This is a genomic window from Nocardia brasiliensis (genome assembly GCF_042691675.1).
GTDB classification, from domain to species: Bacteria; Actinomycetota; Actinomycetes; order Mycobacteriales; family Mycobacteriaceae; genus Nocardia; species Nocardia brasiliensis_D.
This window is the reverse complement of sequence record NZ_CP170507.1, coordinates 1,137,139-1,163,970: the sequence shown is the minus strand read 5'-3', so window position 1 is coordinate 1,163,970 and position 26,832 is coordinate 1,137,139. Positions and strand designations below refer to the sequence as shown.

Here is a 26,832-nt window from a genome sequence, read left to right as displayed (position 1 = left end):
GGTCCCGGATCACCGGTAGCCCGCGGCGTTGCCGGTATCCATCGTCTTGAGCATGCCTGCCGACTTGACCTGCCCCTTTTCGAAGTTATCGAAGCTGGTCGCCGCGTTCTGTACGTTCTTGGTCGCGTGCTCACGTCCGGTGCCGTAGCCGTTCTCGCCGTTGTAGAACCGGTGGCCGATCTTGTCGTCACCCCACGGCCTGCCCCGCCCGGCCAGCGAGCTCTCCAGCGTGGACAGCACACTGTTGAGGCGATCACGCACATGTCCGGTCTTGTTCTGTGCTGCCTTGCGCAAGAGATCCGGACTGTTCTCGACGTTCGGCGCCATCGCTTGCTCCTCTGTGCTCTTGCGGTCGCTCCGCACCTGCACACCCGTGCCTATCGACACTGACAGCCGTTGGCGACATGTTCGTGGCCCGAACATGAACGGACAGTGCCGCCGCAGTTACCACACAGCGCCCACCCGGGGTCACCAGCCGGTGTCGGTCACCCCGGACCGTGGCCGGTCGTCGACCTCGGTGAACGCGGCCGCGCCGCAGTCGAATCCATCGTTCTCGCCAATTCCGGCCGACCACAACAGGTGTTCGGCCAGCCGATCGGTCAGGTCTGGCATACCGTCGACAAACTCGTGCCGCCACATCGGCACCGAACTTCGTCTCCAGCACCACACCTTCGACGTCGACCAGCACGGTCACCCGCTTACCGCGAATCGTCGCCCGGCCGGTGATTCGGCTTCGCTGCTGCCCAATTCGGCTGATCGTCTCCATTTGCTGCTCGAATTCCGCTAGCACGGTGGCCAATTCGGCCTTCGGGCGTTCGTTCGTCATGTCGGCTCCGTCCGGTTGTCGGCTCGCATTCGGGTTTCGACCCGGGCTCCGGTTCTGGCTGCGGTGGAGGTGCCGGTTCGATGGCGAGAGGCGGTTGCCAGACGGTGTCGGCGGGTGGTTCCGCAGCCCGGTACTCCGGGATCGGCAGAAGCCCGAAATAGCGTGGCGTGTAGGGGATTTGCGAAGTAGTTTCCGGTGCCGTCGGGCGGTCGGGCGGCGTGCCCTCGGAAGGTCCGCCCGTCGGTTCCGCGATCTCCGGCCGCACCGACTGATCGGGTGTCTGCTTTGGCAGTCCCGGACCGCTTGCCTGGCTGGGGGATGGTCGGTGACTGTCCGGCGGCGTCTCCGAATTCGATTGGCCCACGTCGGCGGCCTGCGCTGTATCTCCTCGCGGTGCTGAACGATCCGTCCGCTGTTCGGGCTTCGGCCCGGGCTCAGCGGTCGGCGCCGTCGGCTTCGGTTCCGCCGTAACATTTTTCGGCGTGTCCGGCGTCAGGCCGAGTTCCCTTTCGAAGGCATCTGCCTGTTCGTGCAGTCGGCGGGAAGCCGCGTCGAGCCGTTCGTTTGTTCGCGTCTCGATGGCATCCAGTCCGGCCATGGCTTCGCGCTGCACCTCATCGAACCGCCCTGGTCGAGGCTCCACCACCATCGACCGTGGCCCGCCGGTCTCGGCGGTGGGTTCCGCCAGCACCGACCGAAGTTCACCGGCGATGGGCTCAGGGAGCACCGACCGCGGCGGCGCACCGACCGCGGCGGCGCGTTCTGCGGCCACGTGCCGAGGTTCCCCGCTCTGTGCGCGGCCTTCGGCACCGTCTTGTCGCTCCGCGCGGTGCTGTCCTACCGGCGCGCTACCGTCGCCACTGCCCGGCGCACCGAACCGCCCCGGCTCCGGTACCGGGAATCGCGCACGCACCGGGTGTCGAATGGACATGCCGTGCCGAAATCCCTTGCTTCCGCCGGTCAGTCCGCCCATTGCCGCGCCGCTGGTGAGCAGGCGGGGATCCCACGTCCAACCATTGGTGAGACCGCCGACGCCCCAGGCGCCCAGTGCGCCCACCATTCCCGCGCTCATGCCGACCACCGCGCCCTTGGCGGCGCCCGACCACGCTCCCGCGGGCAATGGCACCTTCGCCGCAGCTTTGGCGAACAACCCGCCCGCGGGCCCGCCGATCGCGCCGGCCGCCGCCGCCGTGTAGGCGGTCGTGGCGATCCGGTTCCAGTCGATGTCCTTGCGGTGCCCCGCGGCGACCTGCCCGGCCTGAATGGCGAAGTCCTGGCCCACCCCCAGCGCCGTGCTGAGCACGACATGCTCGGCGGTGAATCGGGCGACCGCGGCGATGCCGAGTTCGGCGGCGTATCGCGCGATCGCGCTCACCGCTCGCTCGCCGAGCAGCCGGACCGCGACGCGGGTGAGTCCGATCGCCGCCGCCTCGACCAGCGGTGCGGTCGGCGGGAACAGCCAGGCCGTTGCGATCTCGACCGCGAGCATCGCGATCGAGGTGATGACCAGGATCTTGGTGTACTCGATCTCGGTGCCCAGTGCGTCCGCCGAATCCGCTACCCGAGTGAGGATTTCGGCCAGGTGTTCGATGGAGGCGTCGCCGTGTTGGAGCTTTTTCAGCGCGGTCCGCACGGCGTCGACCCCCGCACCCCACGGGTACGCGGCGACGGTCGCGTTCGATGCGGCCGCCAAGTCCGGTAGCAAGTCGCGCAGCTGGGCGCTCGCTGTCCGCCAGGCGTCGGCGATTTCCCACATTTTGTCTTCGTCGCCGTCCGGCCAGTCCGAACCGGCGACCCAGCCGAGCCATTCCAGCTCGCCGGGAATGCTGATCGACAAGTCGTCCCGCTATCCGCGGAGGCGCTTGCCCGACGCGAGGTCCTGCCGCTCGAGCAGGTCCGCCGACCTGTACTGCCCTGCGGCGTACGAGCCGAGCGTGCTGGCGACGTTCTGCATACCGGTCTTCAGATTCTGGTGCGCCGCAAGGTATCCGGTCTCGCCGTCGGCGAAGGTGCTGCCGTAGCCGTCGCCGCCCCAGGCCGCGCCCCGCTCGGCCAACGCGGACTCCAGGTCATCGAGAATGCGGTGCACTCTCCGGCGCAACTCCCCCATATCGCCTGCGACACGGCGCAACTGTCCCGGCGTCACCTCGACCCTGCCCGCCATACCGTCCCTTCCGTTCATCGACCGGGATCCGACGATGGCATGCGCGGGTTCCGGCGACCAGTACCCGAGGCCGGAATTTACGATGTCCTGACGTCACCAATCTTGGTCGGCCACAACCGAACGTGGGCGCACAGGGCCATCGGGTGACGAGGCAGCCGCTGGTGGCGTGAGTGGCGCGTGGGCGTCGAGATCCGGTGCGCCTTCTACCAGGTCGGACAGCTTCGGCAGCCGAGTCTTGTTGGCGCGCAGCGGCTGCAGGAGGTCATGGCCTTGCCGTTCGACGTCGGCGGCCGCGGCTTGGACCGCCTCGGCCATGGCGGCGGCGATCTCCTCGAAGGTCAAATCGCCGATATCGTCGGCGAATCGGGTGTCGATGAGGATGCCATTCGCGTTCACGGTCACCTGTATCCGCTTGTCGCACACCGACGCTGTGCCGGTCAGCCGCATGCGTTGCTGCTGTACCTCGGCGATGCCGGTCAACTGTTGCTGTAGGGCGTCCATCATCATCGCCGCGTCGGCCTTCAGCCGTTCGTTCGTCATCGCGGCCTCCGCTTATCCCGGTCGACGCCCGTCCCCGGCCCTGCGCTCACGCTATGGTCCGGGGTGCTCGCCGCCGTCCGAAGCCGGTGATGTTGTCCGCTTCCTGGCCCGACAGATGATCTGCCGCCTGCTCCTGTCCGCTCGACACGTCACCGAAGGTCTTCGCCATGGTTTCGGTGCCCTTGGTCAAGTTGTCGCGTGCGGCGAGATAGCCCTTCTCGCCATTGGCGAACTTGTCGCCGAAGCTGTCGTTGCCCCACGCGGGGCCCGCCGCGGCCAACGACGCCTGCAGCTTCCTCAGCGTTCCATCGATCCGCTCCTGAACCAGCGCCGCCTGTTTCGCCGCCCTCCGTAGCTGCTCGGGATCGACCGCCACTTCTTCCGCCATCACCGCTCCTTCCTGGTGGGTGCCGCTGGTCGGCTGTCCGTGTTCAGCCGCAACGCCACATCGACATCCGGGGTTTGCTCGGTGGGTTCGGGCTCGGGCGGCAGCCAGTCCGGTGCGGCAGGCGCGTTCGGTGCCTCGAACCTCACAGGCATAGGTCCCCAATCGACGATCAGCTTGGGCCGTGTCTTCGACTTCAAGTCCTTACCCGGGGCGAGAAACGGCTCCGGGTTTTTGTCTCGACCGCTCGGCTGCGACGAGCCGTCACCGCCCGGCAATGGGGGACGTGAACCGGCTTGCGGTACCGGGGTATTCGATCCCACGCCAGCTGCCGATGCAGTGCCCGAGGTGGTCGGATTCCACCCGCCGTCCACCGAGGAAGACCAGGAGGTCGGCGGCTCGTTGCCGCCACTTTCACGCGCTCCCGGCTGACCTTCTTCCCCGCCTGACCCGCTCCGCGCCGTGACGAACGAACCGTCGGAGTCGCGCGTAGACACGTACGAACTGGCATCCGAATCACGGGTCGACACCTGCGATCCCGAATCCGTTTCCCGCGCCGTCACGAAAGTCTGATTGTCGGAACTGCGCGAGCTCGCCGACGAATGCCCGTCACCACCGGCCGCGGTGTGCACCCCGGCACCGGGCGGCACCGACGCGGAGCCGTCACCTGCCCGCGAATTACCAGTCGCAGCACCGGGGCTCGCGACAGGCGGCCCCGCCGCCTTCGTCGGTTTGTCCGCCCACGCGAACCGCCGGATATCGGTCTTCGACACCGTGTTCATCGAAAACCCGCCCCGCGCCCCACCGACCAGCCCACCCCTGGCCATCCCGCCGACCCAACCCGCGGGCGACGAGAACGACGACCACGACCCGGTGGCCGCACCGACAGCCACATTGCCCATCACCGAACTCACCACGCCCGAAGACGCCCCGATGAACGCACCACGCATGGCGGGCCCGCCCCACACCCCCGCGATCTGCTTCCCGAACGCCTTGTCCAGCCCGAAACCCAGATACCGCGCGAACTCCCGCGACGGCAGCGTGCCGGCTACGGAGGCGAGGGCCGAGATCCCGAACTGCCGACCGTCGAAGTTCCGGCGATGGCCCGCGCCCATCTGCCCGAGCTGCACGCTCGCGTCCAACGCCATCGAGGTGAGCCCGGATTCCAGGAACTTCACGCCGTAGCCGCCCCAGCCCTTGGCGGTGGGCAGTACGAACCTGCGCTGCTGTGCCACCGTCTTGAAGAAGTAGCGCTTTTCGGTGGCGGCCCCCAGACGCTTCGCCAGGTTTTGGATCTGGGCGGTCAACCGGTCTTCCAGCACCCGGAGGAAGGACCGGGTGGTCGTGATGGCTGCTGCTTCGGCGGCGGGTGCGGTCGGCGGAAACACCCACGCCCACAGGATTTCCAGTGCCAGCCACACCAGGGACACGATGATGGTGAGCTTGGTGGCCTCCAACTCGGTACCGGTGTCGAAGGTGGAGTCGGAGATCGTCTCGAACAGTCCCGCCAGCGATTCCAAAGATTGGTCACCGGTCCGCAATTCATCGAACCTCGCGCCCATCGCCGTCCGGCCCGCACCGGCCGGGTACGCCGCCATCGTCGCGTTCTTCGCGCCATCGATCGCCGGCAGCAGCGACCTCAGTTCGGTCGCCGCGTTCCGCCACGCGGCGGCAATTTCCCACATTTTGGTCTCGTCACCATCCGGCCAGGTGGAGCCCGCCACCCAACCGAGCCACCGCAGTTCCTCGGGGAGGTACAGCCCCATTCGATCCACCGTTCGCCCGCCGCCAGGACCCCCACGACACCGCACCGTAGTGAATTCCCGGTGTCGCCGAACGTAATTCGGGGTTCGGATCGATCACTCCGGGATCAGTGAACGATCATCGCTGCGGCGTCCGGCCGGACCACGCGGCAAGGTAGGCACCCCGGCACGGCATGATCGACCGCTGTGCGCATCCTGCTACAGCGAGTGACCTCGGCCAAGGTGACGGTCGGCGACGAGATCGTCGGCCGGATCGATCCGGCGGCGCACGGCGCGCCGCACGGTCTGCTCGCCTTGGTCGGCGTGACACACGGCGACACCGAGGCGACGGCGCGGGCGCTCGCGGACAAGGTGTGGCGGCTGCGCATCCTGGACGGCGAACGCTCAGCCGCCGACCTCGACGCCCCGGTCCTGGTGGTCAGTCAGTTCACCCTCTACGCCGACACCGCCAAGGGTAGGCGCCCGTCCTGGTCGGCCGCCGCCCCGGGAGCTGTCGCCGAGCCTCTCGTCGACGTCTTCACCGCGGCCCTGCGCGCCCTCGGTGCCACCGTGGCCACCGGCAAGTTCGGCGCGCACATGCATATCGACCTGGTCAACGACGGCCCGGTGACGCTGCTGCTCGAAGGCTGACCAGCGGCTACTTCCCGACACCGGCCAGCAACAGCTGGTAATAGCCGTCGTCGAGCGCAGCGCGCGGATCGTTGCCGACCAACTCCGCGAAAGCGGTGCGGGTGGCCGTCCCCGCCTCAGCGGCCACCAGCAGTTCGGCAATGTCGCGCCCGCATTCCCTTGTCAACCGCTCCGACAGGACCGCGGTGACCACGTCCACCACTGCCTCCGGCGTCCACACCCCGGGCACCGCAGGGGCGATCTCGGCGATGTCGGGTGAGGCGCCGTGCCACCAACCCGCGCCGTCCCACCAGTAGCAGAACGACAGTAGGCCCTTCGCCGCCCGCTGATTCAGCACCGGATCGGCAAGCCAATCCGGTGCTCCCGCATAGAGGTCGGGCAATTCGGCGCCGCCGTTGTAAGCGGCTTCGAGCGCGGGCGCGTCCCAGGTCCCACCCGACAGGACGGCGCGCGCACCAGGCAGCATCACCAATGTGCTGCCGCCGCCGCTGTTTCCCTCGAACCACCCGAGCGCAGGCAGGATTCGTGGCCCCCACGCCGATCCGGTCGCGACATGAGCCGCCGCGATCAGTGCCCATCGCGCCCACAATGCGGGCAGGGCCGGTAAGCCCTTGGCAGGCAGCGCATTTCGAGCAGCCCCCTGCGCCGCCCGGCCCGGATCTCGCCGTTGTGCGCCCCGATGGCCGATATAGGCCGCCAACCACACTGGGAGCCGCTGCCGCGGAAACGCCAGCAGGTCTTCCCGATACGCCTCCGGCTCGAAAAGCTGGTCCTCCGGAAACGGCTCCTCGCCATGGTCGTACTCGACCTGCCAAGCATCGGACGGCCTCGCGCGCAACAGCATTCGCCACCACGGCCCGTCCGCCGACTGAGCCGACAGGCCGCGCTGCCGGTGCGCCAGCTCGATCGCCTCGGCCGACGGCTCGACCGCAACCGCATTGCCCTTGTCGTCGGTGAAATACGCGGTCACGATCCCGCCGCCGACCGACAGCGTGAACAGCGCATCGAGCCGCCGCCAACCCGGCGGCGCGACGGCGGTGAATTCCCGCACGATCCGCTGAATGAGCTCCGCCGACCGTGCCGCGGTATCGACAGGCTCATCCACCGGGGGCTCCGCCCGATCGCTCAACAGGCCCGCATCGGTATCAAGGGCGAACGCGATGTCCGGCAACGCTGCGGCGAGCGTCCCCCTCGACGCGGCGGGACCTTCCGCTTTGCTGTTCACCATGCCGCCCCAGCGTGCCGGAATCCCCCCTGGGGCAGGGCGTCCCCGGTCTCCCAGTGAGTCTCCAGCCGGTCGACCACCACGTCGATCGAGTCATCGACCAACCTCGCCAGACGCTTGGCACCGATACCCACCGCGACCGGCGCGCCGTCGAGCGGGATCACGTAGCGACCGTCGTCGGTCAGATCCCGCCACAGCAGCAGCTGTTCGAGAACGCCACGCGGGCCGAACTTCGAATAGCCCTGCCGGATCGAGATCACGCCGGTGGTGGTGGCCTGCGCGCTGAGAAACCGCAAACTGCGGGCTCCGGCGGTTTCCTCCCCGTCATCGGCGATCAACGGTCTACCGAGTCCGAACCGTTCCTCGGGTTTCGCCTCCTCGGTCACGATGGCCACGGACGGGAGCCGGCCGGCAGCGACGGCGGGCAGGGTGGCCACCACCGCGGTGGCCAGATCGCGTGGCTCACACTCGGTCACCGTGAAACCGCCGCTGTGCTGGATGGTCTCGCCGGGCAGCTGTTTCAGGACGTACGCCTGCGCTCCCGCGCGGGCGGCGTGCACCCAGAGCCGTTTCGCCGGATTCTCCATGTCGTCGTCACACCAGCCGAACGCCGTCACCACGACGTCCGGCCGTGCGACAGTGTCCAGCACGCCGTCGAACGAGCGATCCATGGTGGCGCGCAACCGCTCCCAGGTCTGGTACTTCGCCCGCTCGTAGTCGGAGTCGTATTCGATGCGGCACTTGTAGACGAACGGTTCGGGCAGCGGCGCGTCGGTGTGCCGCTCCCACAACACCTTGAACTCCAAGTCGGTGAAGCTCCATGTCGCGGTCATTGGTCGATCACCGGCCGAACCGCGGCGACGGGCATTCCGAGGTCTTCCTCGAAATGCAAGGGTGAATCGAGGAATTTGGCGCGCTTGTGGCCCTGCTGACCCTGTTGGCCCTGTCCGGCGCCTGCCGCGCCGGGGGTACCCGGGGGGCCGCCGGGCGGCAGGCCGGGGCCGAACGGAATGTTCGGCCCGAGGGCCTGTCCGGCGCCGGTCGGAATCGACGCTCGGGGAAAGAGTTTCGAGGATGGATCGGTCCCTTTGGGGGCCCCGGCGGCATCCGATCCGGGGCCGGGACCACCACCGAGCGCGTTGGGGTCGGGCAGACCCGCTGCCTGCATCTGGGCCGCCGCGGCTTGCAGCAACGGATTCACCAGCTGCGTCGCGTCTTTCGCCGCGTTGAGCAGCGTGCTCAGCAACTCGTTACCGGGCATGTTCGGTAGGCCCGGAGTTGTGTGCGCCGGGTCGCCCGCACGCGGCTGCTCGCCGGGAACCTTCGGCACACTCGGTTCGGTGGGCTTGGGCGACTTCTTCGAACCCCCTTGCTCCGGGTTCGGCTTGGGCGGTGGCGGTACGGCCGGGCCGGGGCCGGGGCCCGCGCCTTGCTGCTTCTTGGATTCGCCCGATCCGCCGCCGGGTCCGGGACCGCCGCCCTGCGAGCCGGCACCGCCACCCTTCTTGTCACCGCTTTCCGAGCCGGACCCACCGCCCTTCTTGTCACCGCCTTCCGAACCGGAGCCGCCACCCTTCTTGTCGCCGGACCCCGGGCCGGAACCGGATCCAGAACCGGTACCGCCCTCCTTGCCGCCGTTGGTCGGGTCGTACTTCTTCCCGTTCTTGGCGTCTTCGAAGCCTTGTTTGTAGCCGTCGGCGTAGCTCCCGGTGGGCCCGGTCTTGCCGTTCTTCGCGTCCTCGAAGCCCTGCTTGTACCCGTCCTTGTAGTCCCCGGCCTTGTTGCCGTCCTTATTTCCGTCCTTGTTGCCGTCTTTGTTGTCTTCCTTTGTGCCGTCTTTGTTTTCGTTCTTGCCGTCGCCCTTTATGCCGGTGACCGTGCTGTACGGGTCGGCCAGCATCGGGAATGCCGCGTCGGTATTCTTCAACCCGGTGACGTAGTGCTCCTTGAACTTCCGGCGCACCTCGTCGAGACGGCTATTGCTGCAAATTTCATTGGGGCCGGGCATCCATGGCTTCGTCGTACTCAACCACTGCGCGGTGTATCCGAGGTTCTCTCCGACCGTATTCACGTTCTTGCTCAGCGCCAGCACCGACGAGCGATACTTTTCCACCGCTTTGGTGGCCGCCTCAGCGCCCTGCCCTTGCCAACTGGACGCTGTTACCTTCGTAAGTTTGCTCTGTAGGGCGGTCACCGCTGTATCGACCTCGACGGCCATCCATTGCCAGACCGCGGCGGCGTCCGCGGCAGGCTGGGCGTTGATCGCCGCCCCGAACGATCGGTAGTTCTCGAAATCCTTGCTGTCCGCGGCCTCGGGTTCGATGGGGTTGGACTTGTCCGTACCGCTCCCACTGGACGAGTTGTCCCCGAGAAAAGCAGGCGGAGAGGACTTGGTGCTCGACAGCGGGTCCGTCGACTTCTTGTTGTCGGTTGACGGCGCTTTGGCGCCCGGCGACATGTTCAGCGCGTCGAGCGCCGCTATTCGGGTTGCCGAATCATTATCGGTACCAACGTATTTCTTTCCCGCGTCCCGAAATGTTTCGGCCATGGTGGTGAGGACATTGATGTGGGCGTCCAACCGGCCGTTGAGTTCCGAAGCCTTGGTGCCGAACTTGCTGGCCAGCGCGGACCCGGAGGCAAAATTGCCGAAGCCGGTCAGTGCGGTCAAGTTATTGGACTTGATCAGGCCCTGAAGTCCCTTGAAACGACTGATCAAATCCGTGCAGGCATTCGCGCAGTCGATCGCGGCCTTGTCTTCGAACTTGAGGAAGCCGTCCGCTACCTGTTGCTTCAGCTCGGGCCATGGCGAGTCGGGTTTGTGCGCCACTCATCCTCCAGATCCTCTGTACCGCTGCCGATTCACTTGGCATGGAAGCTCGACCGAATGAATAGTAGGTGGCACGCACGAGACTTCGACGCCCATCCGGTCACCGGCGCATCATCGAAACATCATCGGGTGATCACGGCATCGCCGGATAGCCGGTCATTCGGCAAATTTCGCGGTATCAATGGAATGCCCAATCCATGGTGTCTCGTATTTTTCCGCAGCAGAAGGGATTTCCTATGCCGAACGAAACGGCGAAGGCGGATCTGGCGGATCTGCTGGACACCGTGCAGGTCCAGATCCAGTCGCTGGCCACCGCGCACCAGCAGCGGGCGCTGCTCACCGCCACCGTCACCGCGTGCGAGAAGCGCATCCAGGTGACCGTAAACGCCGACGGCGTGCTGATCGAGACCCGCTTCGCCGACGACATCTCCGATCTCAGCTACGACGAAATCGCCGCGGCCATGACCGAGGCGGTGCGGTCCGCCGCGACGCAGGTGAAAGCCAAGGCAGAAGAGCTCTTCGAACCGCTGCAAAAGACACGGTCGCGGCTGCCGAGCCTGTCCGACATCGTGCCCGGCCTGCCGGAACTGCGCGAGCTGCTGCCGCAGCCGCAGCAGGCGCCGACCACCGCGCCGGGCTCCAGCGAGCGTCGAATAGCGGCGCAGGCATCGGAATTCGACGAGACCGCACACCCTCGCGGCCGCGGTCGGTCCGCGATAGCCGACGACAGCTGGTGACCACGCAGACGACCTGGGCACACCGATGACCATCACGATGCCGCCGTGGCTGGAGTGGCTCAGCTTCCTGGCGGGCTCCGAATGGCCGCAGGGCGATGAAGACCAGATGTTCGCACTGGCCGAGGACTGGCAGCGCGCGGGCACCGAACTGCTCACGATCATCCCGGATCTGCGGGGCGCCACCAGCACCACCCTGGCGTCCTATACCGGCGACGGCGCCGACGTGATGAAGGCCGACTTCGACACCTTCTTCGCCGGTGACCACTCGATCGAAGCACTGGCCAAGAGCCTCACCGACCTCGGCAAATACGCGAAGAACTGCGGCACGCAGATCGAGTACTCGAAGCTGCAGATCATCACCACCCTGGCCATCACCGCCGCCGAAATCGCTTGGGCGCTATCCACGTTGTTCGGTTCAGCCGCGGTGCCCGCGATCCAGGCCACCGGGCAAGTGGTCTGCCAGAGCATCGCCCGGCAATTGCTGACCAAGATCGTGTCGTTCGCTGGGAAGTTCACCTCGCAGACGTTCCTCAAGAAGCTCGGCATCACCATCGTCGCGGAGACCATCATCGGCTTCGCACAGGAATTCGGCATTCAGGCCGGGCAGGTCGGCGCCGGACATCGGGACAATATCGACTGGAAGCAAGTCGGCATCGCCGCCGCGACCTCGGCGGCCGGTGCGGCGGTGGCGTTTCCGGTCGGTCACGGTGCTGGTTTGCTGCTCAACAAGAAGTTCGGCCCGGCGACGAGCATGAAGGGCGCCGTCGCACGGGCACTGGGCGCCGCCATCCCGGCCGGGTTGGCCGGTGTCGGTGGCGGTTTCGTGATGGGCGGACTTCTCACCGGCGAATGGGAATTCGATCCGCGCATGCTGGGCGGCGCGATCGGCGGCGCCCTGTCCGGCGGTGTGTCCGGCGCGACCGACTACAAGAACACGATCAATGCGTCCGCCGGGTCCGGCGGCAACAATTCCCGTCCGCCCAGCCTGCTCGGGTCCGACGGCTCCAGTTCCCGGCCGCCCAGCGTGCTCGGTTCCGACAGCGGGACGAATACACCTGGCTCGAGCCGTCCGAGCAGCATCAACGGCGACGCTGGACCGGCCAGCCCGACCGGCTCGGAGCATTCCGAGACAAACACGACGACAACACAATCCAACGATTCCACGTCGAACGAGTCGACCTCGACCACGAACGAGTCCGGCCCGGCCGACCACACACCGACCGGCTCGACCACGCCGTCGGCCGGGTCCGGCGGTTCGACCACCCACCAGGGCGCGACGCATCCGAATGCCGGGTCGTCCGGCGAAACCGCGCTCAGCGACGGGCATTCCGGCACCGAGGGCACTTCGTCCCCAGGAGCCGCAGCAACTCCCAACAACGCCGACCCGGTGCGGGGAAGCACTGCAACACAGCCTGACACTCGACCCACGACCGTCGCCGACACCCGGCCGACGAGCACCGCAACCGACCCTAAGCCCAGCACGCCGCCGCGGACCGGAACCCCCTCCGCCACTTCGGAATCCACCAGCAAGTCCGGCGCCGCATCGCCACGCGCAGGCACCGCCGAGACGCGGGCCGACGCGCACGCCGCCACCCCGGTCAAGGCCGAATCGACCGGCGTCGCTCCAACACCGGCTCGCGCCGACACCGAGACGAACCGCAACGCGGCAACTCCTGAGACAGTCGTCGCCCACCTCGCCGGCGAGCCCGGTGCAGCCGAACCCACCGGCGTGGATCGATCCACCCCAGACGGGGCAAACGAATTCGTGCTGCCCCGCACCCTCGACCCCGAACCAGCACCGTCCGTCGCCCCGGTGATGCCCGCAACCTTGTCGGGCACCGGGTCTGCGCTGCCGACGAATGTCCCGACCGACACCAATCAGCCCAGTTCCGCGCCTACCAATGCGGGCGACTCGCGACCGAATCCGAGCGACGTCAAGCCACCGGCCAAGGCTGCCGCGACCACTCTCACGCCCGCCCCCTCCGAACAGATCACCCGCCCGAAGGCGAGCCTGATCGGCGACGGCTCCACCCCCCGAGCGACTACCGCCCCCACCGACCGACCCGGCGCTGCGAAACTCCCCCGAGAACTCCACGACACCAGCACACCCGTCCCGGTCGCGATGACGCCGGACACCACAACTGGCAAGCCCACCCGCCCCGATCCCGCCACCCGGCCGCCCACGCCGAAGGAACCGGCCACACCGCACCACGCCATCGAGCAACACAGCACCGACGCGACGCCCGACCGCGGGTACCGCACCTTCGCCGACGACGGCGAGGGGGAGCGTTACGGGGAGGAGACACTCGGTCGGCCGATCCGGGATGCGCTGCCCCCCGACCAGTTCCACGCGGTACGCAGATATACCGAGGTGTCTTTCCCGAATGCCATTCTGCGTAGCGACAACACCTTCTTGCACACGCTGGCCTGGGATTCCTACATCAACGGGCACTTGGCGGGGTTGAACGGCGGACAGCTGCCCACTGTCCAACGGCTGGTGGAGCTCGCTCAGTCGCACCCGGACCAGCTGTACTTCATCGATCCGATACTCCGGCATCCCCGGCCGGATGCCCGTCTGCAGGAGATCGCGTTCAACGCCACGACCTTCGGCAGGATGTGGCAGAACTTCGATGTGCGGCCACCGAACCGGCCGATGCCTCCCACCATCGATGAAGTCGTCAATTATTGGGAATCCGATATCCGCGCGGCGGTGGATCAGCGGCTCACTTTGCTCGATTCCGCTGTCGCACAACCTCTCCCGCAGGCCGTCCGGGCCATCCGCGGCCTGCACGACGCGCGCTTCCTGAATGCTCACGACGGAAACCCGCTCGGTGACCGCACGGATCTCAGCCTGCTAGAGCACACCATTCAGCAGGACCCGGCCTACCTGTCGACCAGCCTGGGCAACAACCTCACGGTCGTCGACGGCAAGCCGTTCAAGATTCGGATGGAAATCGACATCCCGAAAGGCGGGCATGCCCTCTGGATGGGACCGAAGAGCGCGTACCCCGACCAGCGTGAGTTGATCCTGCCCCGGGGCACCCGGTACGAAATCACCAAGGTCGAAAATGTCGCGGGCAATACCACGCATCCTGGCGTCGAAACTCTCATCAAAGCTCGCGTGGTCCCGATCAATACACCCGATCCCATATCGACCCGCACAGCACCGGACCTCGCGGGTGGGGTCGCCGACAATGTGCAGCGCCTCAACGGAATCCGTCCGCCGGATGGACAGTGGAAGTCCATGCCGGGCAAAGGTGACTGCCTGTTCCACGCGCTGTCGGAAGTGATGGGCCTCGGCCCCGAAGGACACGTGGACTTGCGTGGGCGGCTCGCGATCGAACTGAATCTGAACCGGGAGCACTACCTCGACGACTTCCGGGGCCGCCTCGAAGCCGAGCGCCCCGGCCGGTGGAATGACCGGAACGTCGCGGACGAATACGACCGACAGCTCGCCAGCCTGCTCGCCGAAGGCGAATATCGCTATGCGGCAGGGAATTTCCTGCTGCCCGTCGCCGCGCACGTGCTGGGACTCAATCTCACGGTGCTGCATCCCGATGGCCGGGTCACCAAGTTGCACGAGGGCTTCGCGGACCAGCCCGTCGGCGTCCTTTATCGGGAAAACACCAATGGCGGTCACTATCACGTCGCCGTACATCCCGACGGCACACCGGCGACGGTGTCGCGTGATCACCCGATCCACGCACCGGCTACCGATTCCCCGGCCCGACTCGCAGGTGGCGCCACCCATTCCGCTCCCCTGGCGCCCGAGCCTACTTCCCACCAGGACGACTCGGATACCGCGCACGCCGTGACCGCACCGTCGGCGGCGATCACGCCGGACACACCCGAGGTTCGGCACTTCGCCACCAACGAAGACGGACACTTCTACGGCGAAACCACTCTCGGTCCGATCCGAGACAGCTTGTCGCCGACGGAATTCGGCGAGGCTTATCGCTATACGGTCGACTCGTGGATCAATCATCCGCTGCGCACCGGTGACATCCACCAGTGGGTGAAAGACCTGACCGACGACCGGAATCACTACAACACACTGTTGAGTCTCACCGACGAGCCGTCGGCGGCCCGGCTGTACGAGATCCGTGCGGAGGCGAACGCCGGAAACCGGAGTCCGCTGACCGAAGCCCAAAGCCGGAGCATCGAGGTGATGCTGTCGGACGGCAACCCGGACCGCCGAATCGACCAGGCCAAGAAGAACGCGGAAAAGTACGAGGACCTGACGCAGTGGCTCGACGGCCGCCCACCCACCACCGAAAACCTGACCGCACACCGGGATACGCTCGATAGAGCACTCGGCCGTAATCTGCCCGAACCCGTCGAGGTCGTGCGCGGCGTGACCAGCGCCAAATACATGCGCGTCGGTGACGGAATTCTCGGTGCGGGTGACCCGCTTTCGCTGAAGGGCACCATCCAGATCGAGAGTGGCTACCTGTCGACCAGTCTCGGAGCCACCCCACCCAGCGGCTTCCACGGCGCCATCCGCCTCGAGCTAGAACTACCGAACGACTCCACCGGCCTCTGGATGGGATCGCGCAGCGCCTACCCCGAGGAACGCGAGCTTATCCTGCCCCGCGGCACCCGCTACCTCATTACCGATGTCATCAAAAGCCCACCCGGCGACCGCTATAACGGGGTGGAGTACCTCCTCAAAGGCCGCGTCCAGCCCACCAGCCCACCCGTCGGCTACCCACCACCGGCAGTCGCCCGCGCCGTTCCACCGACATCGGTAGCCGCCACACCCACCGCCGGGGGGCCGACCGCGGGCCTGGCGTCGATCGGAACGCCGGACCTCGCGGGCGGCGCCACCAACCCGGCGACGACCCGCACTGATTCCGTCGCCGAAAACATTTCATACCCAACGGAATCCGCAGCCGGGCGGACGACCGAGACGAGCCCCGGAACAGTCAGCGAGCACATCAACGCCATCCGTCCACCCGAGGGCCGCTGGAAATCCATGCCAGGCGAAGGCGATTGCCTATTCCACGCGCTCTCCGAAACCATGGGCCTCGGTCCCGACGGGCATCTCGACCTACGCGCGCGACTCGCCAGTGAACTCGAGCTCAACCGCGAGCACTACCTCGCCGACTTCCGCCAACGGCTCGACGCCGAGCAACCCGGTCGGTGGCACGACGACCAGCGCGTCAGCGCGGAGTATCACCGGCAGGTCGAAAGCCTGCTCGGCGAAGGCGTATATCGTGCCGCGGCAGGTAATTTCCTGCTGCCCGTCGCAGCACGCGTCCTCGAACTCAACCTGGTGGTGCTGCATCCGGACGGCGGCGTCACCACATTGCGCCACGGCTTCCCCGACCAACCCGTCGGCGTCCTCTTTCGCGAAGACACCAACGGCGGTCACTACCACGTCGCCGTTCACCCCGACGGCACACCGGCTACCGTGCCACCCAACCATCCGATTACTGCGATCGAGCCGGACTCGACCTCCCCACTCAAAGGTGGCGCCAGACTGCTGGACGGCCCCGAAAATGATGTGCTGGCACGCATATTCGACGAGTCACCCGGGCGCGTCGATTCACTACTGGACACACCCGGCGATCCTGGATTACGTCATCTGTTCGGCGGCCCGGCACGGTCCGGACTACCCGACAGCCCGGATACTTACGGCGCCGACCTGCTGCGGCAGCTGGCAATCGACCTGCCCGGCGAAACCCAGCCGACCCGGTCGTCGTTTTCCGAGCAGGGCCTCGAACCGACGCCGCTTGCGGTGCACCAGCAGCTGGTGAATCTTTCCGACCAGGACAAGAAGGTGCTGCTGCGCCCGATCCCGGTCCCCATCAACGTCCCCGACAGCGGGCTCATCATTGTCGATCATTCCGGCGCGTCCATCACGGTGCGGCCCACGTCGTCCTTCCCCGCCGCGCTGATGGGCGCCGGTACACCCAATAAGCGCTTCCTCGTCAAGTCGAACAACCAGTGGGTGCCTCTACACCCGGATCTCCTGACCAACTTCACTTTTCAGAGCCCCGATGGAAAGACCGGGACACTGTCCTGGAATGGCAAAGGCGGCGGACTCCGCTTCATCTCCCCGAGCGATCCGGGAAAGGTAGTGCGCATGCCCAACGGCGCTGCCATCGTGGCGACCCCGGGCCCCGGCACCTCGCACTGGATCAAATACCCGAAGGACGCCAAGGGGTTTTGGGTCAAAACCCCGGCCGATACGCTGCCGATGCCGAAAGCGGTCAGCCGTTTCCATGATGAACTGTTCCGACCCGACGGAGCACCGCGGCCCGAAGATGTAGCGCAAGGCAAGCTCGGCGACTGCTACCTGCTCGCCGACCTGAAAAGCCTGGCCGCCAACCGGCCAGTGGCAATCCGAGAAATCATCCACGACTACCGTGACGGCACCGTCGGGGTTCGCTTCTTCGTCGACGGCGCACCGGAATGGGTGCGTGTCACCAAGCAGATCTACGTCGACCCGGCGACCAACGAAGGCTATTTCGCCGGCCACCGCCCCGGTGCGCCGCTGTGGCCCGCACTGATCGAGAAGGCGTACGTGGTGCGATTCGGCGGGATCAACGGCTACCACGGCATTGTCGGCGGCGTACCGGGTATCACGGCCGAACACTTGAGCAAGGACTTTCATCGGCCGGACGGCGGCTGGCTGCGTCAGCCGGTACGCAGCTTCGACGACTCGGACTTTCTGCACCCCATGCGATTCTCCGCCGACGTGCTGCACGCCCAGATCGGTGGCGATCCCGAGTTCGTCCACAAACTGCTCGGCGCACGCGCCGATTGGGAACAGGCGCTGGAAACCAAGCGCAACGAGAAGATCGCGGACCTGGTCAAACAGCACGGCTATGACGAGGCCGCTGGTCGTCCCGTATGGCTCGACTTCTTGAAAGACGAAGATCTCGCTTCGCCCAAGGGATTCGAACAATTCGTCAAAAGCCGTTTCCCGGCCGAATGGAGCACCGAGCGGGCAAAGCTCGACGACTACATGAAATCCGCGTTCGGCGCGGAGAACCATCTGCGGACGCTGACCGACTCCCCGGCCTTGCCGCGAGCGATCGCCGAACAGATCGACTACGCACTGGCCCGCGGCGACATGGTGGTGCTCGGTACGCGTACGTTCGGGGACGGGCAAGAGGACACGACACTGGTCCCCGGCCTCGTCGGTGGCCACGCCTATCCGGTCGTCGGCATCGAGCGCGACGGGCTCGGGCAGCCCGTCCGGGTGGTTCTGGAGAATCCCTGGAACCACAACGACGGGACCGACCCGGCAACCGGTGCGCGGGTCTTCCGCCAACCAGCACCCGGTATCGAATACCGCACCGACGGGCAGGCCACCGAAAGCCGACTGCGGCGTGGGCCAGGTGTCCTCGCGGTCGATCTCGAGCATCTGCCGAAGTTCGGCACGCTCTCCCTCAGCGGCGCGGGGGCATATGCTCTGCACGGTCCGGGAAAAACCACCGCCACCGCCCCGGGCGCCCCCGTCGCGGCCGCTCCTGGACCGATCCGCACGCCATCGGAGCTCGGGGGCGGCGTCAACGGCCGGACGACTGCCGAAACAGACTCGCACCTCGCAGCACCCACGATCGTCCGGAGCACCCACGAAACACCGCCGCCCGCAGCGGAATCCACGCGGGACCGGACCGCCGAAACCAGCGGTGGACTCGACCGTGCGGGACAGGCCGAGCACGTCGATGGAATCCGCCCGCCGGAAGGTCGCTGGAAATCCATGCCCGGCGACGGCGACTGCCTGTTCCACGCACTGTCCGAAACCATGGGCCTCGGCCCCGACGGACACCTCGACCTACGCGCCCGACTCGCCATCGAACTCAACCTCAACAGTGAGCACTACCTTGCCGACTTCCGCCGACAGCTCGACGCCGAGCAGCCGGGCCGGTGGAGCGACGACCGACGCGTCACCGCCGAATACCACCGGCAACTCGAAAGCTTGCTGGGCGAGGGCGAATACCGACACGAGGCAGGCAACTTCCTGCTCCCGCTCGCCGCACGAGCTCTCCAACTGAACCTGGTCGTGCTCCACCCGGACGAGAAGATCAGGATCCTGCACCACGGCTTCCCGGACCAACCCGTCGGCGTCCTCTATCGCGAAAACACCAACGGCGGCCACTACCACGTCGCCGTCCGCCCGGACGGCACACCGGCCACCGTGGCCACCGACCACCCCATCCACTCGACGGCAACCGACTCGACCGCACCACTCACCGGCGGCGCCACCAACCCGATGGCCCCGGCTACCCCCCAAATCGTTCGCTTCGCCTCCAACAACGACGGGGAGCACTATGGCGAAAGCGTCCTCGGCCCGATCCGAGACAGCCTGCCGGCCCCCGCATTTGTTGAAGCCCACCGCTATACCGTGAATTCTTGGATCAATTTCCCGCTGCGCAACGGTGACATCCAGCAGTGGGTAACCGATTTGAGCAACGACCGAATTCGCTACGACACGCTGTTCCGGCTGACCAACAGTCCGCCTACCGCACACGGGCTGCACACGGTGTTGGCCGACGCCACCGCGGGACGACGGGTGCCGTTGACGTTCGAGGAAAACCAGGCGGTCCTCGACATGCTCCGTGACCCGGCCCCCGACCGCCGAATCGAGCTGGCCAGGGCCAACGCGGAAACGCATTGGTCGGTGTCGGAGTGGATCGGCGGCACCCTGACCGCCGAGAATCTGAACACCCACGCGCTGTGGCTCGATCAAGCGGTCGGCCGTGACCTGCCCGCCCCACTGGAAGTCGTTCGCGGCATGCGCGACGTCTCGTTCCTGCGTGTCGGCGGCGCACCGTTGGGCACCGGGGATCCCCGTTCGCTGCGCGGGACCGTCCAGATCGAGTCCGGCTACATGTCCACCAGCCTGGGTGCCACCCCTCCAGGGCATTTCGACGGCCCCATCCGCATGGAGCTCGAGCTCCCACCCGCGGCCACCGGGCTCTGGATGGGACCGCGCAGCGCGTACCCGGATCAGCGTGAACTGATCCTTCCGCGCGGCACCCGCTACCTCATCACCGACGTCATCGAAAATCCGCAGGGCACCCGCTACACCGGAGTGCGGTACCTCGTCCGAGGACGAATCGAACCCAGGGTCGCACCCGTCGTCTACATACCGCCCGCGACCGCCACGACCAGCGTCCCGCCGTCGACAGCCGGACCCGCACCGAGATGAAAGAATCGAGCCCGATGAGTAATAGCTCCGTATCCGGCACCTATGCGAAGTGGACCCGCCTGCCGGTCGTCTACCTCCCGGTCACCCTGAACGGCACCCTGATCGGATATCTCTGGGCGTCGCCGACCGGGAACGCCGCGGGCTTCGAACGACGCCTCGCCGTCGCGGGCGACAACCTGACCTGTCTGTTCACCTGGGAACGTCGACTGAACGAGGCGGCAGCGGCCGGCCTCACCCCGTCCGCCGCCATCGAACGCTGGATCGGCGAGCCGGAGGATCCCGACGGCGGCGGGATCGCCGCGGACGCCACCCCCACGGCAGCCGCGAGCCTCGAAGCGATCTGGAATGAACTGAACCCGGACGGCCCGCCGTTGGGTCCGGGCCCGATCATCCAGGACGGCATGTTCCCGGACGGCACCCCCGCCGACCGGACGCAAGGATGGGGCCCGCTGGTCAGTGCGCCCACGCCGCCGAACTATCCGACGGAAACGACGGCCGCCGTGCAGTTCCTGCCGATCGTCAAGGACAACACGATGCTCGGCTACCTGTGGGCTTCGGTCACCGGCGACGCGGCCGACTACCTTCCCCTGGTCGCGGCGGGTGCGGACGGGAAGCTCGCCGCCGGGTTGTGGCGGATGCGGCTCGGCGACGCGTATGCCGCCGGATTGTCCGCGACGGACGCGCTACGGCATGCCAGAACCTATCCGCACGACTCGTTCGCCGGAGTCGTCGACCCCCGCGCCGAGCTGCATACGGCCCCGAATCTGGCAGCCGTCCGTGATCTCGCCGAACACTGACCCGACTCGGCAACACCGGCACCAAGGAGCGCATCATGGCTGACAACATCGAAGTCGATACCAGCGGTTTCCGCTCGGCGGCAACAGATTTCGAAGCCTGCACGCACAAGGTCGAGAGCATTCTGAAAAACCTGCGCACCTCGGCCGACGGCCGGGGCGCCTGCTGGGGCGACGACAAGACCGGTGAACAGTTCGCAAACGGTGAGAAGGGCTACCTGGCCGGCCGGGACAACCTCTATGCCTCACTGCAGAACAACATCGATCGCTTCACCGAGCAGACGCGGGAATTGCGCAAAGCCGCAAAGGCTTTCGAGGTAGCCGAAGACAACAGCACCCGTTCGCTGAAACCCCGCTGACGGACCGACTCGGCGGGGGATCGAAAAAGATTCAGGTGCGCGGCTCCGGCAACCGTGACAGACTCGGATCCCAGAAGGTGCGGCGTCTCGGCGCCGCTCGTCGGCGGAGGATCATGCTGGAAACGAGGGACGCGATGGATCTGGACGCGCTGGAGCGTCAGGTCGCCGCGGATCGGTATGCGGCGCTCGACCGTTCGGTCGAGGCCGACCTTCGGCTGGCCACCTCACTCGGTGAACTCGCGAAGGCCTTTATCGCCACGAAGACCAACGGGTCGGTACGGGACCGCACCCGGGACGCCCTCGCCCCCGCCGAGGAGGCGGTCGGCATCCGGCTCCGCCTGCTCGCCACCGGGCAGGTGTTGAATGCGCGCCTTGCGGGCGAGCTGAACGAGGCCCTCCGGTCGGTCGAACTCGCGGCCCGGCACAGCGGTCGCCGGGAACTGGCGACCACCACCATTCGGCGCGCGTGTGACGCCTATCGGCAACTGGCGCGAATCCATCCGGAGGTCGCGGGGCTGTGCGCCGATGGCCTGTCCAAGTGCGGCGTGTGGCTGGGACGGCTCGACCAGGACGCCGCGGTGGCGGCGACCGAGGAAGCGGCCCGGATTCGCAGCGCGCTGGCCGCGGCCAATCCAGAGCTCTCCGGCAAATACCTGGCGAGCCTGAGCACGTTGCTGCGGACACTGATGGTCGGGCGGTCCCGCAAGCAGGCTCTCTCGATGTATCGGGAGCGGTACTCCGCGTTCACCTCTACGAGCATGTCGATCCGATTGCGCGCCTGCGGGATTCAAGATCTCGACCTCACCCCCAAGTCGTACAAGGCGCTCGCCGAGCTGGGTTGCCGCACCCTGGAGCAGGCCGGACGGCTGACCCAGCAGCAGATCCTGTTCAAGTCCTCGGGCGATCTGTCGACCGTCGAGGAGATCAACTGGAAGCTGGCCCTGGTCGGCCTGCGGCCGCTGCTGCCCGGCGCCGAGCCCGACCCGCCGTCGATGCCGGTGCAGATCGGCACCAGCTTCGGTGCGCTCAGCGTGTACTGCCCGGTCCCCGACGCGATCGCGCAGATCCGCGCCGCGATCATCGGCGCCTACGCGACCGACGACGCCTATCCGCTGGATCGCGCCAGCTATCTCGGCGAACACGACGAGCACTGGAAGATCACCGACGCCGAGGTGAACACCGCGGAGAAGCTCGGCGACGACGTGGTGCTGATCGATCAGCCGTACGGCGGCTGGGTGACGGTGATGAGCCTGCACTGGGAGCTGACGCCGGTCGGGAAACATCCACTGGCGATGCGCCTTTCCCAGGATTGGCCGGTCGCCGCGATCACCGTGACCGAACACGTCGCCTACGAACTGTGCTGGTACGAACACGGGGCGGCGACCCAGTACGCCGCACTCGGCCGACCGGCCGGGCAGGCGCCACTGGACAAACCGCTGGCGCCCCTGGACTTCAAGATGCTCGCCGAATTGAACGCCGACCGCGCGACCGAGACCAAACTGCGCGCCGCGTTCGGCAACACCCAGATGTTCGCCAACCTGACCTATCTGCCGGCCAGCGGCCTGCGGCAGATCAGCGCGACCACGCCGCTCGCCGAGCACGGTGATCGCGTGCTGTTCTTCCGTACCACCCCCTGAGCCGTCACCCCGCGGAGTTCGAGTGCACCACCGGCTGGATGGTCGAGTTGCGGCCCCAGATGAACCACACCAGCGGACCGAGGAACGGGAACGCGAGCATCAGCAGCACCCAGATCGCCTTACCGGCCGCCGCATAGTTGCTGGACCGTAGCGCGCTCACCACTCCGGCGATGAACAGGACGAGGCCGCCGAGCACGACGGCGATGGCGAGCACGCCGAGGGCGATCGAGCCCGCCGTTTCAACGGTACTGGCCAGGGCTGGCGCGGAAGCGAGAGCAATCGTTGTCATACCGACGAGCGTAGGGACCGCTCGTCGCCGCCGCATCGGTGATTAACCCTGAACTTGCTTGCCTACACATACGCCGTCAGGCGTACACCCCGCGGATGACCCGTACCGCACCAACCGGCAACCGGCGACGAGGCGAACTTCTCGAGAACTAATTGAACGGAACGTTTATCCCGATCCACGGGGTGCTCTACTGAAGCTCACGCCCGAACGGTGTCGTAGGTCACCCTGAGTGCCTAGGACGCACCGGCTCGGGCGGCTTCACCAGACACACGATGCTAGTCGAGGCTCCCCATGGACCAACTGGCGTTGGCGGAAACACCAGCCGCCCGATGCGCCTACTACCGACACACCTGCGACCTCCCCGCCGGATTCCATCCGGAGATCGGCCGGATCATCGTCCGCGCCGGATTCGTCGGCGCGATCACGATGCCCGCCGCGCTGGGTCAGCAGGTCCATGACGATTTGATACATCATCGAAATCCCTTGGGGCCGGTAATCTCTCATGTGCGGTCGAAACGATGGACCTTTCTGGTCCGGCCCGATCTGCCCGACGACGTGCGCCTGTTCGCCGAACTGTTCCGGCTCAACGTATCGATCGTGCCGACCGGCGGCGAGATAGCGTTGCCCTCACCCGCCGACGCCCATGCTGGGTACCGCGAGTGGGTTATTGCCCCGGAGAACGGGTTTCGACCATCCGGCGCGTCCATCGTGGACACCGTTCGCTCGTGCCGGAATCTGGGGCTGCGATGACGACGGGACAGCTTCCCGCCAAACATCAAGTGCTGCAAGCCTGCCGGGGCGAACACCCGGAGGGCAATCCGCTGCTGCGGTGCGCGCACGAGCTGACCACGTTGCACGAGCGACGACTCGGCGCTTGCCGCGAGGTGGCTGACGAAATCGACGCGCGCCGTGCGAGTTTGGTGCGCGACATCGACCGCTGGATCACCGTGCAGTTGCCGCCCGCACACGGTGCCGCGCATGTGCACACCGAAACCGTCGGCGCGGTGATCGACCGCCTCGCGCAGTTCACCGCCAACGCCTACGCGGCGCTGGCGAGTGCCTCCGAGTGGGATCTGTGGGACGCATGGCAGCGCCTGGCGGAACTGGCCGTCGGCTACGACGATCTGGCCGCCGAGGTATCCGCGGGCGTGCGACGCTTGCCCGGCGCCTCGTAAATAACGCACGCACGGGCGCTGCCCGGACTTAGGGTGGGGCGCATGGGGAATACGACTGATCGAGAAGCGAGCAAGCGTGCCCTTCATGCCCGACGGGCAACCTCCTTCGGCGCCCACGCCACCGACTACGCCGAGCACCGGCCCGACTACCCGTTGGCGGCCATCAGATGGGCGCTGGAGCCCATTCCGAGCGTCCCGGCGCCGGTCGTCCTCGACCTCGGTGCGGGCACCGGCAAGCTGACCGATGGGCTGCTGGCCGCGGGTGCCACCGTGATCGCGGTCGAACCCGACGACGGCATGCGCGTCGAGCTGATGCGTCGGCTGCCCGGTGTCCGCGCCTACGAGGGGACCGCGGAGGAGATACCGCTGCCCGCCGGATCGGTGGACGCCGTCGTGGCCGGACAGGCGTTCCACTGGTTCGATCAGCAGCGTGCCTTTCCGGAGTTCGCCCGGGTGTTACGCAGAGGCGGGATTTTCGCGGCGCTGTGGAACACCGACGACATGCGGGTCGAGTGGGTCGCCGAATTGGCCCGGGTCGCCAGGTCGGATGCCTCGGCTCCGCCGCCGGAACCGGGCGGGACGATGCTGCCCGAGCATCCGCTGTTCGAGGTCTTCGAACGGGCCGAGTTCCCGCACGCGCAACGGCGGACCGCGGATTCCCTTGCCGCGACCATCGGAACGCACTCGCACACCCTGGTGGTGTCGCCACAACAGCGAGCCGAGGTGCTGCGCCGCATCACCGATTACCTGCACACCAGGCCGGAGACGGCCGAGGGCGAATTCGACTTGCCCCTGGTGACTTTGGTGCTCCGCGCCGCGCTGCGCACCGACTGAATCTCGCACAGCGAAACCCTGCGATGAGCGCACTCATCGCAGGGTTTTGCGTCGGGCGACGGCCGTCACTCGCAAGCTACCTGCCGCAACGGAATTCGCACGCCAGACCCGTTTTTCCGCCGCCACGCAGGCCGGGCCGAGAGTGGCGGGAACGCGAACTGCGTGGCGCGGCAATCGGATTCGAGTAGTCGCCTACTCGCGTCCGCGGCACTCGCCCCGACATACGCTGACGGCATCGTTCAGGTAACCGAGAAATCAGGCACACAAACGTCGACCTGATTTCGACACCGGGCAGCGCGGCCCGGGGCAGACAACGTCACGGTCGGGCGCCGCGGGCGCAAGGAACGACGACACCGATCCAGCGATGCGGCTGGGTATCGTCCATCATTCGGTTGCCGGCGCATAGTGCCGGACCGGAGCACGAGGCGAGATCGCCCAGAACGGTTCACCGTTCTGGCGTCGGTGCGGTTCGACTCCTCGCCACGCAGCGTCACAGACCCACAGCGTCGCGGATAGTGTTGCGCCGCTTGATCTCCGTGCAGAGGGGTCGGCACGGGATCAACGGCGCGTAGCGTAGGCACAAACAAGCCCGGCGCAGTGTTCGATACTGTGCGCCGGGCACTTACTCCGGGCGCAGGGTGAGGATGCGGGGGCCGTCTTCGGTGACGGCGACCGTGTGCTCCCAGTGCGCGGCGCGGGTGCCGTCGACGGTGACGACGGTCCAGTCGTCGTCGAGCACCTGTGTTTGCGTCGTGCCGAGGGTCAACATCGGCTCGATCGCAAGTACCGACCCCACAACGAGTTTCGGTCCCTTGCCCGGGTCGCCTTCGTTGGCCAGGAACGGGTCGAGGTGCATTTCGCGGCCGATGGCGTGGCCACCGTAGCCGTCGACGATGCCGTACGCGCGACCGTGCTCCCGCTCGGCCGCGCGGGTGCCGAGCTCGATGGCGTGCGAGACGTCGGAGAGCCGATTACCGGGCAGCATGGCCTCGATACCGGCCTCCATCGACAGCTTGGTCGCCTCGCTGAGCAGCCGGTCGGCTTCGATGATGTTGCCGACGCCGAACGTCCACGCCGAATCACCGTGCCAGCCATCGAGAATGGCGCCACAGTCGATGGAGACCAGGTCGCCCTCGGTCAAGATTTCGTCGGCGGTCGGGATCCCGTGCACCACACGGTCGTTCACCGACGCGCAGATCGAGCCGGGGAAACCGTGGTAGCCCTTGAAGGACGGCACCGCACCCGCGTCCCGGATGAGCTGCTCGGCGACCTCGTCGAGCTCCAGGGTGGAAACCCCGGGCTTGGCGGCCGCACGCACGGCGACCAGCGCACGGCCGACGATCGCGCCCGCCGCCGCCATGGCGTCGAGTTCGCCCGCCGTGCGGAACGGCACGACCTTCTTCTTGCGTTTGAAGACCATCCGGCCTCAGCGCTCCATCGTGCGCGGCAGCTGTGCCCCGGTGCGGGCCATCAACGTCCTG

General features: G+C 67.0%; 21 protein-coding genes. 9 read left to right on the top strand and 12 right to left on the bottom strand.

Going from position 1 to position 26,832, the window contains the following annotated elements; all coding sequences use genetic code 11:
* Nucleotides 1-9 precede the first annotated feature (9 nt).
* The 7 genes from ACFK0J_RS05645 to ACFK0J_RS05615 all read right to left on the bottom strand — a co-directional run bounded on the left by ACFK0J_RS05645 (nt 10) and on the right by ACFK0J_RS05615 (nt 5,681).
* The gene (locus ACFK0J_RS05645; RefSeq protein ID WP_378737193.1) at nt 10-327 is read right to left on the bottom strand and encodes a hypothetical protein; all 318 of its coding nucleotides are present in this window, start codon (nt 325-327) and stop codon (nt 10-12) included.
* Between the two features lie 141 nt (nt 328-468).
* Nucleotides 469-612, bottom strand: coding sequence for a hypothetical protein (locus ACFK0J_RS05640; protein WP_378737191.1), 144 nt, complete (start codon nt 610-612; stop codon nt 469-471).
* Nucleotides 613-698: 86 nt separating this feature from the next.
* Complete coding sequence (locus ACFK0J_RS05635; RefSeq protein ID WP_378737189.1) at nt 699-2,663, bottom strand: hypothetical protein; 1,965 nt, start codon at nt 2,661-2,663, stop codon at nt 699-701.
* A gap of 9 nt (nt 2,664-2,672) precedes the next feature.
* Nucleotides 2,673-3,008 (bottom strand): WXG100 family type VII secretion target, encoded by a 336-nt coding sequence (locus ACFK0J_RS05630; RefSeq protein WP_378737187.1) that lies wholly within the window; start codon nt 3,006-3,008, stop codon nt 2,673-2,675.
* A gap of 75 nt (nt 3,009-3,083) precedes the next feature.
* On the bottom strand, nt 3,084-3,530 hold the full coding sequence (locus tag ACFK0J_RS05625) for a YbaB/EbfC family nucleoid-associated protein (RefSeq protein ID WP_378737185.1): 447 nt from the start codon (nt 3,528-3,530) through the stop codon (nt 3,084-3,086).
* Between the two features lie 46 nt (nt 3,531-3,576).
* Complete coding sequence (locus tag ACFK0J_RS05620; RefSeq protein ID WP_378737183.1) at nt 3,577-3,918, bottom strand: WXG100 family type VII secretion target; 342 nt, start codon at nt 3,916-3,918, stop codon at nt 3,577-3,579.
* A complete protein-coding gene (locus ACFK0J_RS05615; RefSeq protein ID WP_378737181.1) occupies nt 3,918-5,681 on the bottom strand; it encodes a hypothetical protein in 1,764 nt (587 codons plus the stop codon). The genes ACFK0J_RS05620 and ACFK0J_RS05615 overlap by 1 nt, the downstream gene beginning before the upstream one ends.
* A 183-nt stretch (nt 5,682-5,864) precedes the next feature.
* On the opposite strand from ACFK0J_RS05615, the gene dtd reads away from it, so the two are divergent.
* Entirely contained in the window at nt 5,865-6,308 is a 444-nt protein-coding gene (dtd, locus tag ACFK0J_RS05610) for a D-aminoacyl-tRNA deacylase (RefSeq protein WP_378737179.1), read from the top strand.
* Between the two features lie 7 nt (nt 6,309-6,315).
* Here the strand turns inward: dtd and ACFK0J_RS05605 are convergent, their stop codons facing one another.
* From ACFK0J_RS05605 to ACFK0J_RS05595, 3 genes are read right to left on the bottom strand one after another with little or no spacing between them, the layout of a single operon-like run.
* On the bottom strand, nt 6,316-7,536 hold the full coding sequence (locus ACFK0J_RS05605) for a hypothetical protein (protein ID WP_378737177.1): 1,221 nt from the start codon (nt 7,534-7,536) through the stop codon (nt 6,316-6,318).
* Nucleotides 7,530-8,366, bottom strand: a complete 837-nt coding sequence (locus tag ACFK0J_RS05600; protein ID WP_378737175.1) for an ESX secretion-associated protein EspG — start codon at nt 8,364-8,366, stop codon at nt 7,530-7,532. Before ACFK0J_RS05600 ends, ACFK0J_RS05605 begins: the two co-directional genes overlap by 7 nt.
* Nucleotides 8,363-10,360: a WXG100 family type VII secretion target gene (locus tag ACFK0J_RS05595; RefSeq protein WP_378737173.1), complete on the bottom strand. Its 1,998-nt coding sequence runs from the start codon at nt 10,358-10,360 to the stop codon at nt 8,363-8,365. Before ACFK0J_RS05595 ends, ACFK0J_RS05600 begins: the two co-directional genes overlap by 4 nt.
* Before the next feature lie 236 nt (nt 10,361-10,596).
* On the opposite strand from ACFK0J_RS05595, the gene ACFK0J_RS05590 reads away from it, so the two are divergent.
* The 5 genes from ACFK0J_RS05590 to ACFK0J_RS05570 all read left to right on the top strand — a co-directional run bounded on the left by ACFK0J_RS05590 (nt 10,597) and on the right by ACFK0J_RS05570 (nt 23,053).
* Complete coding sequence (locus ACFK0J_RS05590; protein WP_378737171.1) at nt 10,597-11,097, top strand: YbaB/EbfC family nucleoid-associated protein; 501 nt, start codon at nt 10,597-10,599, stop codon at nt 11,095-11,097.
* Between the two features lie 25 nt (nt 11,098-11,122).
* Nucleotides 11,123-20,263, top strand: coding sequence for an ADP-ribosyltransferase (locus tag ACFK0J_RS05585; RefSeq protein ID WP_378737169.1), 9,141 nt, complete (start codon nt 11,123-11,125; stop codon nt 20,261-20,263).
* A gap of 14 nt (nt 20,264-20,277) precedes the next feature.
* The gene (locus ACFK0J_RS05580; protein WP_378737167.1) at nt 20,278-21,060 is read left to right on the top strand and encodes a hypothetical protein; all 783 of its coding nucleotides are present in this window, start codon (nt 20,278-20,280) and stop codon (nt 21,058-21,060) included.
* A 35-nt stretch (nt 21,061-21,095) separates the two neighbouring features.
* Nucleotides 21,096-21,416 carry a hypothetical protein gene (locus tag ACFK0J_RS05575; RefSeq protein WP_378737165.1) on the top strand — a complete coding sequence of 107 codons (321 nt, stop codon included), beginning with the start codon at nt 21,096-21,098 and terminating at the stop codon, nt 21,414-21,416.
* Nucleotides 21,417-21,529: 113 nt separating this feature from the next.
* A complete protein-coding gene (locus tag ACFK0J_RS05570) occupies nt 21,530-23,053 on the top strand; it encodes a hypothetical protein (protein ID WP_378737163.1) in 1,524 nt (507 codons plus the stop codon).
* 4 nt (nt 23,054-23,057) lie between these two features.
* Here the strand turns inward: ACFK0J_RS05570 and ACFK0J_RS05565 are convergent, their stop codons facing one another.
* Nucleotides 23,058-23,342, bottom strand: coding sequence for a PLD nuclease N-terminal domain-containing protein (locus ACFK0J_RS05565; RefSeq protein WP_378737161.1), 285 nt, complete (start codon nt 23,340-23,342; stop codon nt 23,058-23,060).
* Between the two features lie 291 nt (nt 23,343-23,633).
* Between ACFK0J_RS05565 and ACFK0J_RS05560 the strand changes: the two genes are divergently transcribed.
* The 3 genes from ACFK0J_RS05560 to ACFK0J_RS05550 are packed head-to-tail and all read left to right on the top strand — an operon-like array spanning nt 23,634 to nt 25,351.
* Nucleotides 23,634-24,092, top strand: a complete 459-nt coding sequence (locus ACFK0J_RS05560) for a DNA-directed RNA polymerase subunit beta (RefSeq protein WP_378737158.1) — start codon at nt 23,634-23,636, stop codon at nt 24,090-24,092.
* Nucleotides 24,089-24,517 (top strand): DUF4254 domain-containing protein, encoded by a 429-nt coding sequence (locus tag ACFK0J_RS05555; protein ID WP_378737156.1) that lies wholly within the window; start codon nt 24,089-24,091, stop codon nt 24,515-24,517. Before ACFK0J_RS05560 ends, ACFK0J_RS05555 begins: the two co-directional genes overlap by 4 nt.
* A 42-nt stretch (nt 24,518-24,559) precedes the next feature.
* A complete protein-coding gene (locus tag ACFK0J_RS05550) occupies nt 24,560-25,351 on the top strand; it encodes a class I SAM-dependent methyltransferase (protein WP_378737154.1) in 792 nt (263 codons plus the stop codon).
* Between the two features lie 622 nt (nt 25,352-25,973).
* Here the strand turns inward: ACFK0J_RS05550 and map are convergent.
* Nucleotides 25,974-26,771, bottom strand: a complete 798-nt coding sequence (gene map, locus ACFK0J_RS05545; protein ID WP_378737152.1) for a type I methionyl aminopeptidase — start codon at nt 26,769-26,771, stop codon at nt 25,974-25,976.
* Nucleotides 26,772-26,832: the final 61 nt, after the last annotated feature.